The following is a 7,761-nucleotide window of genomic DNA, read 5'->3' as shown; positions in this document are numbered from 1 at the left end:
TTCAATATAATTGTTTAAATTTGCCAAGCAAGGTCACGTTTGATTCGGACAGATGAGGTATTACATAAACGGCTGACAAACGGACACGGATCTTTTTTTGATTTGACTCAGGAGTTAAAAGCAGTTATGTTTTACAGGAGTTATCACTTGGTCCAGAAGTTAAAGCCCCATAGACCTGTTTCTGACTCCTGCCGAAGGCATAACTCCTTCTGACTCTTTTTATCTACTGGTATTTTGAGGATATTCATTTAGATTATAATCACAAATATAAAAACTATGTTTACTATGAGGCATTGTTTATGGGCAATAAATTTTTGGGTACTTTTTTGTTTTTGCAGTGTGGGATATGCCTATTCTCCTCGTGAGGTCATTAATCTGAACCGGGAATGGAAGTATATGCAAGGAGACTTGCAAGGAGCCGAAAAGACGGATTATGACGACAATAACTGGGAGACCATTGGGATTCCTCATTCGTTTAGTATTCCCTATTTTATGTCGAAAGATTTCTATACCGGATATGGGTGGTACCGCAAGCGTGTGTTTTTTACAGACAGGAATCTCTCGGGAAAAATCTTTCTAGAGTTTGACGGTGTTTTTCAGGAAGCGGAAATCTTTTTAAACGGAAAGTTTATAGACCGGCATTGCGGGGGGTATACAGGGTTTTCGGTTGACATAACTGATGCGGCACAAAAAGGAGATAATGTGCTTGCAATACGGGTTAACAATTTATGGCAACCCACTGTGGCACCGCGCGGTGGGGAACATGTTTTTAGCGGAGGTATATACCGTAATGTCCGTTTAGTGTTGAAATCTTCTACGTATATCGGTTGGTATGGAACATTTGTCACGACATCGGGACTTGATGTAAGTAATGGCAAATATGGAATTGTGGACATTTCAACGGAGATTTGTCATTCGGAGCCTGAAACTGGCAATTTCCGTTTGGTTTCCAATATTCTGTCATCTGAAGGCAGGATTATCGCATCCGCACAAAAGATAATACAATTGAAAGGCAATACGAGCCAGGTTGTAAAACAGCAAACAGAAAGAATAGAGCATCCTTTCCTGTGGCACCCGTCACATCCGGTCTTGTACAAGTTGGAAAGTCTGCTTTTCAAAGGTGATGAGCTGATAGACCGAGAGGAAACGTCCTTCGGTTTCCGTTGGTTTGAATGGACAAAAGACCACGGTTTTTTCCTGAATGGGAAACATTTGTATTTTAAAGGAATAAATGTTCATCAAGATCAGGCTGGATGGGGTGATGCTGTGACCGATGCTGCAGCACGCCGTGATGTGGCTTTGGTTAAGCAAGCAGGCTTTGATATGATCCGCGGCTCTCACTATCCGCATTCTCCCGCATTTTCGAAAGCTTGTGATGAAGAAGGTGTGCTGTTCTGGTCGGAAGCTCCCTTTTGGGCTACGGCAGGAGAAAAGAAAGACGGATATTGGACAGCAAGTGCTTATCCAGTCCGCCAGGAGGACTGCAAAGAATTTGAAGAAAATGTCTTGCAGCAGTTGGAGGAAATGATACGTATCCACCGTAATCATCCTTCCATTATCGCATGGAGCATGTGCAACGAGCCTTTTTTTACTGCACCGGAAACAATGCATGGGATAAGGAAACTATTGGAGAGAATGGTGGCTCGTACACACCAGCTTGACCCGACACGTCCTGCTGCCATAGGCGGTGCACAGCGTCCGTTGGGAACAGAGCGCATTGACTTGATAGGAGATATTGTGGGGTATAACGGTGATGGAAGTACCATTCTTGATTTTCAGCAGCCGCCTATACCGAATATGGTAACGGAATACGGAAGCACAACATCCGACCGGCCGGGCGAATATATCCCGGGATGGGGAGACTTACAGAAAAATGACGCCTGGAAAGGTGTAGAATGGCGGAGTGGTCAAGCCATCTGGTGTGGGTTCGACCACGGAAGTATCTTTGGTGAAGAAATGGGCAAAATGGGAATTGTTGATTATTTCCGCATTCCGAAACGTTCTTGGTATTGGTACCGGAATGCTTATGCCAATATAGCCCCTCCGATATGGAGTGTGTCAGGCATTCCGGCAAGGTTGCGGTTGGAAGCCTCGCAATATACCGGCATCAGGGCCGACGGTACGGACGATGTTCAGTTGACGGTAACTGTTCTCGATGAAACAGGCAGAGAACTGAGCAATTCGCCGGCTGTCAGGCTGACTTTGCTATCGGGACCGGGCGAGTTTCCTACCGGTAGCAGCATCCTGTTTGAGGCGGATAGTGACATTCGTATCATGGATGGAAAAGCAGCGATTGCCTTTCGCTCCTATTATGCAGGCGAATCGGTCATTGAAGCTACTTCACCAGGCTTGGAGCCGGCTCGCGTTAAACTGACATTTTCCGGAGCTCCCGTATATCAAGAAGGAGAGACTCCCCAAGTGAAAAATCGTCCTTATATTCCCTTTGCTTTGCAGAAACAGCATAAAATGCAAAGTTTCGGATTGAATAACCCAGCTTTTGGTAGCAGTGCTGCACAGGGACATGCCACAGGATATGCTGCTGATGGTAAGCTTGATACTTGGTGGGAACCTGAAAATTCAGACCGAAAGGTATATTGGACACTTGATACGGAACGTTTCTTGATGTTGGATGAGGTTTGTGTCCGGTTTGCAGGTGCAGCTCCGTATCAGTACAAGATTGAAGTGTCTGAGAACAATAAAGACTGGATCGTGGTTTCGGATAAGACCGGCAACCATGTTCCGCTAGATTCGGACCTGATAAAAAGTGACAGGCAGGTAAAAATGCATTATCTTCGTATCAGTTTTCCTCATTCTGAAAGATACGTGACACCGAAGCTTGCTGAAGTGGAGGTACGCGGACAATTATACTGACACATAACACACACTGCACACGGTTGCATACGCTCATGAGGCTGTGTGCAGTGTTTATTTCTTTATTCTAATGCAATGGTACGCACCTGCACTTCCTGATGCAGAAAGACGTGGGCTGACTCACGGAATTTTTCTACCGATTCGGTAGTAAGGAAAAGACAATTCCCTCCCGTTTCGCAATGGGTTCGTATTTCCGGATGTCGGATAAGGTAGTCTTTCAGGCTGGCTGCTACGTATTTGCCTTGTTCTACCAGGCGGATGTGTGACGGAGTGTAACAACGGATTTTATCCAACAAAAGAGGATAGTGAGTACAGCCTAAAATGATGGTATCTATTTCCGGGTCTTGGGAGAGCAGGCGGTCGAGGTATTTTTGTACGAAATAATCGGCACCAGGGCTTTGGGCTTCATTATTCTCTATTAATGGTACCCACATGGGACAGGATACACTTGTCAATCGGATTTCGGGATAAAGCTTGTGGATTTCTAACGGATAGGATTGTGACTTTACAGTACCTTCGGTGGCAAGCAACCCTACGTGACGGGTTTGGGTCAAGTTGCCGATGCATTCTACGGTAGGACGTATTACGCCCAGTACTCTGCGGGCTGGGTCGAGATGTGGAAGGTCTTGTTGCTGGATACTGCGGAGTGCTTTTGCCGAAGCTGTATTGCAGGCAAGGATAACCAATGGACATCCCAGCTCGAAGAGTTTTCGTACCGCCTGTAAAGTGAATTCGTATACCACTTCGAACGAACGTGTGCCATAGGGGGTACGGGCATTGTCGCCTAAATAGAGATAATTGTACTGAGGAAGCAGGCTGCGTATTTTGTCAAGGATAGTCAACCCTCCGTAGCCGGAATCGAAGATGCCGATGGGTCCTGTGGTTGTCATGATATTTAAATCAGAAACGCAGATTAACGCAGATCGGCGCAGAATGTAAAGTTTTAATCTGCGAGAATCTGTGTTAATCTGCGGTGAATAAACAGAAGGAGATTAGTTTGCCGGAGTAGTAGTTGCGGATGCAGCCGGTGTTGCCGGTACTGCAGTCAGACTGATACCCAACTTGGTTTTGATATCGTTGGTAACATCCTTCGATACGTTTTCATCGATGTAAGGGATGTCCGTACGGTTCAGGTCGAAAACGTAGGTGTATCCGCCAGCTGCACCGATAGCTTTTACTGCATCTTCCAGTTTCTTGTAAATCGGATCCATCATATCAGTATAAGCTTTTTGCAGCTGCTGCTGTGCTTCCTGCTGAAACTGTATGCCTTTTTCCTGCATTTCCTGTAATTCTTTCTGGCGGCGTTCCTGGATGTTTTGCGGAAGTGTCTTTTGTTCTTGTTGGTATTCTGCAAATTTTTTGCTGAACTCGTCTGAAGCACGTTTGATTTCGTCTTCGTACTGTTTCTGCAAAGCTTGAATATCAGTTTGGGCTTTGGCATATTCCGGCATTACCGGGATGATGTCCATAGACTTAAAATGCGCGAACTTTTGCGCGAACAAGCTCATCGGAGCGACGAGCAACAATAATAAAGCAATTCTTTTCAACATAATCTTGATTTTCTATTAGTTTTTAATTTATTGTTTTTGTTCCTGTTGCGGTTCTCGTAAGAGAACGGCTGCAAATGTATAAAATTAATTTGAATATCCTAAGCGTGAGAGCACTTCATTGCTGATATCAATGCGCGGAGAGGCAAAAATCATACTTTGTGCCGAGGCGCGGTCAATAACTGCATCGTAATTCTGCTCCATAGCAATGTCTTTAACAGCATTATAAATGTTGTCTTGGATAGGAGCGACAAGTTCCCGTTGTTTCTTCATCATTTCGCCTTGAGGACCGAAATATTTTTGCCGGAGTTCGGCTGCTTCTTTTTCTTTTGCCACAACTGCTTCTTCTTTTGCAGTACGTTGTGCATCGGTCAGCGTAGCGGCATCTTTCTGGTAAGCCTCATACAAGGCTTTGGCTTCGTTGCTCTTGGCTTCTATTTCGCTTTGCCATTGTTGGGACAGCGATTCCATTTGCTGGTTTGCCTGTTCATAGGCAGGGATATGTTTCAAGATAAATTCCATGTCTATCAACGCGAATTTCTGTGCCTGTGCCGCGCAGAGGCTTATCACAAGCAGTGCTGCAGAGAAAATCAATCTTTTCATATCTTTGGGTCTTTAGGTTAAAATTCTTGTCCGATAATAAAGTGGAACTGGCTTCCACTGTATTGCGTAGAGCCGTTGATCTTGTCGAAACCGTATGCCCAGTCGATACCCATCATACCAATCATCGGCAGGAAGATACGTACACCGACTCCGGCAGAACGTTTCAGCTTGAACGGATTGAAGTCTGCTACATCCGTCCATGCATTTCCGGCTTCTACAAATCCCAAGGCATAGATGCTGGTAGAGTTTTCCAACATCAGCGGGTAGCGGAGTTCAGCTCCCAGACGGATATAAGCATATCCTTCGCTTCCGTAGGGGGTCAACGAACCGTTCTCATATCCACGTAGGGCGATGGTTTCGGATGCGTAGTTGTAACTGTATCCTGTCATACCGTCACCTCCGACATAGAAGGTTTCGAACGGAGAGCGCTTATAACGGTTGAAGTGTCCTAAGATACCAAATTCAGCACGGGTCATGATGACCGGACACTTCTGGATATCCATCAAAGCGGTATAAGTCTTCGATTTGAATTTCCACTTGTGGTATTCAATCCATTTAAACATACTTGCTGCCTCGTCGTAGTTGTCTCTTCCGTAAGTAGAATAGTCTTTGTTGCTGAAGAGCGAGTAAGGCGGCGTGATTTGCAACGAAGCGGTAAACTCGGAACCACGGCGTGGGAAAATGGGATTGTCGGTAGAGTTACGCGACAAAGTCAGGTTCAAGCTCAAGCTGTTGCAATTACCTGTATTCATGTATTCCCCGTTGTTCAACCGGATATACAGGTAACTCCAATCTTTCAGCATAAAGCGCTGGTAGGACAATTCTGCCATGAACGTGAAATAGTCATCGGGCCAGCGCAAGCGTTTTCCCCATCCTACCGAGAACCCGAACATCTTGATGGAACGGTCAGGGTCGTAGTAAGATTCGTAATTGTCATAATAGCCATAGTTGCCGTATCCCCATCCGTACAGATAATTGTAGTAGTTGTTCATGTAAGCCGAGTTGTAATACTGGCTGCTGATATCGGTCTGTACAGAATAGAATGCGGATACTGAAAGTGAGTTCGGGCGCTTACCGCCAAACCATGGGTCAAGGAACGAGATACTGTATGCCTGATAATATTGTCCGTTGGTCTGGCCACTGATGGTAAGGGTCTGTCCGTCACCTTGCGGCAGGAATCCACGGAAATTGTCGTTCTTACGGAACAGGTTAGCGAACGAGAAATTGGTGAATTTCAAGCTCAGCTTACCGATAATACCTGTCTGTCCCCATCCTGCTGAGAACTCTACCTGGTCGTTTGCCTTCGATTCCAACCCCCAATTGATGTCCACCGTACCATCTTCGTAATTGGGTTGTACCTGTGGGTTGATGGTTTCAGGATTGAAGTGCCCCATTTGAGCGATTTCACGGTATGAACGTTCCAAGGCTTCCTTACTGAACAAGTCTCCAGGACGGGTACGAAGTTCACGCCGGATGACGTTTTCGTACAAACGGTCGTTACCATTGATACGTACATGGCTGATGCTTGCCTGCGGACCTTCCATTACACGCATTTCAAGGTCGATGGAGTCACCATCAATATTCACTTCTACGGGGTCGATGTTCGAGAACACGTAACCACGGTTATAATAATTGTTCTTGATGGCATCTTCATCGTTCGAAAGACGGTCGTCCAGCAACTTCTGGTTGTATACGTCACCGTGCTTCATCTGCAATTGTTCGTTCAGCAGGTCAGAGGGGTAAACGGTATTTCCCACCCACGTAATGTTGCGTAGGTAATATTTGTTGCCTTCATATATTTTCATATAGACATCTACCGTCTTTTCATCGTAAGGTGATACGCTGTCCACTTCGATGACAGCATCGCGATAGCCCAGTTCGTTGTATTTTTCGATGATTTTCTGCTTATCTTCTTCGTAACGTTCATCGATGAATTTCTTGGTGCGGAACAGGTTGATGAGCTTACCTTTTTCATTGGTCTTTTTCATCACACGCTTTAACTTCTTGTCTGTCAGTACCGTATTGCCGTCAATCGTGATTTTGTGGACTTTTACCTTTTCTTTCTTGTCAATGTTTACATCAACATACACCTGCTCCTTGTCATTGGGGGCTTCGCGTTCGATAATGTTGATTTCGGCATTTTTAAACCCTTTCTCATCAAAGTATTTCTTGATGATGATTTTGGCACGGTCTACCATATTGGGCGTAATCTGCATACCTTTCACCATATTGCCGAGCTTGTTTTGCAAGTCTTCACGCTCGCCTTTCTTGATACCATTGAAATGGATGTCGGCGATACGCGGACGCTGGGTCAGTTCGATGCGGATCCAGATTTTATTTCCTTCTATCTTATCTGCCGAAATACGGACATCCGAAAACAATCCGTGGCGCCAATACCGCTTGACGGCATCGGTGATATCATCGCCCGGCACGGTAATGGTCTGCCCAACGGCAAGTCCGGAGATGCCGATCAATACATAATCCTCGTAGTTTTTCACTCCCTCCACCTTGATGTCGGCTATTTCATATTTCTTGGGAGTCCCGTTATATAAAATGACTGGTTGGTTCTCTGGTGTCTCCGATTGCTCTGCCGGCTGTGGTGTATCGTGGTGTAAAGAGGCAGAGCCGTCCTCTTCATCTGTCTGACCTTCCTGCACGTTGTTTTCTTGTGCATGTCCGATAGCCGGAAAGCTGAAACATATCAATACCAATAGAGTAAGAAAAAAACTGTATCGCATCT

General features: G+C 45.5%; 5 protein-coding genes. 1 reads left to right on the top strand and 4 read right to left on the bottom strand.

Annotation, left to right across the window (positions count from 1 at the left end; translation table 11 throughout):
- The first annotated feature begins 276 nt into the window (after positions 1 to 276).
- Positions 277 to 2,871, top strand: a complete 2,595-nt coding sequence (locus tag B5F25_RS06690; RefSeq protein ID WP_087248433.1) for a glycoside hydrolase family 2 TIM barrel-domain containing protein — start codon at positions 277 to 279, stop codon at positions 2,869 to 2,871.
- 62 nt (positions 2,872 to 2,933) lie between these two features.
- On the opposite strand, the gene murI is transcribed toward B5F25_RS06690, so the two are convergent.
- From murI to bamA, 4 genes are all read right to left on the bottom strand, one after another.
- Positions 2,934 to 3,761, bottom strand: a complete 828-nt coding sequence (murI, locus tag B5F25_RS06685; protein WP_022040407.1) for a glutamate racemase — start codon at positions 3,759 to 3,761, stop codon at positions 2,934 to 2,936.
- 102 nt (positions 3,762 to 3,863) lie between these two features.
- The gene (locus B5F25_RS06680; protein ID WP_022040406.1) at positions 3,864 to 4,421 is read right to left on the bottom strand and encodes an OmpH family outer membrane protein; all 558 of its coding nucleotides are present in this window, start codon (positions 4,419 to 4,421) and stop codon (positions 3,864 to 3,866) included.
- An 84-nt stretch (positions 4,422 to 4,505) separates the two neighbouring features.
- Positions 4,506 to 5,021, bottom strand: coding sequence for an OmpH family outer membrane protein (locus tag B5F25_RS06675; protein ID WP_087211810.1), 516 nt, complete (start codon positions 5,019 to 5,021; stop codon positions 4,506 to 4,508).
- A 17-nt stretch (positions 5,022 to 5,038) separates the two neighbouring features.
- On the bottom strand, positions 5,039 to 7,759 hold the full coding sequence (gene bamA, locus B5F25_RS06670) for an outer membrane protein assembly factor BamA (protein ID WP_087248432.1): 2,721 nt from the start codon (positions 7,757 to 7,759) through the stop codon (positions 5,039 to 5,041).
- Positions 7,760 to 7,761 lie beyond the last annotated feature (2 nt).

The organism is Bacteroides sp. An19 (assembly GCF_002160215.1).
GTDB classification, from domain to species: Bacteria; Bacteroidota; Bacteroidia; order Bacteroidales; family Bacteroidaceae; genus Phocaeicola; species Phocaeicola intestinalis.
Note: the sequence above shows the minus strand (reverse complement) of the source record. Positions and strands in the feature narration are given on the sequence as shown.

Coding starts and splice junctions, on each gene's coding strand:
- B5F25_RS06680 (WP_022040406.1), bottom strand. CDS start 4,421: ATGTTGAAAAGAATTGCTTTATTATTGTTGCTCGTCGCTCCGATGAGC.
- murI (WP_022040407.1), bottom strand. CDS start 3,761: ATGACAACCACAGGACCCATCGGCATCTTCGATTCCGGCTACGGAGGG.
- B5F25_RS06675 (WP_087211810.1), bottom strand. CDS start 5,021: ATGAAAAGATTGATTTTCTCTGCAGCACTGCTTGTGATAAGCCTCTGC.
- bamA (WP_087248432.1), bottom strand. CDS start 7,759: ATGCGATACAGTTTTTTTCTTACTCTATTGGTATTGATATGTTTCAGC.
- B5F25_RS06690 (WP_087248433.1), top strand. CDS start 277: ATGTTTACTATGAGGCATTGTTTATGGGCAATAAATTTTTGGGTACTT.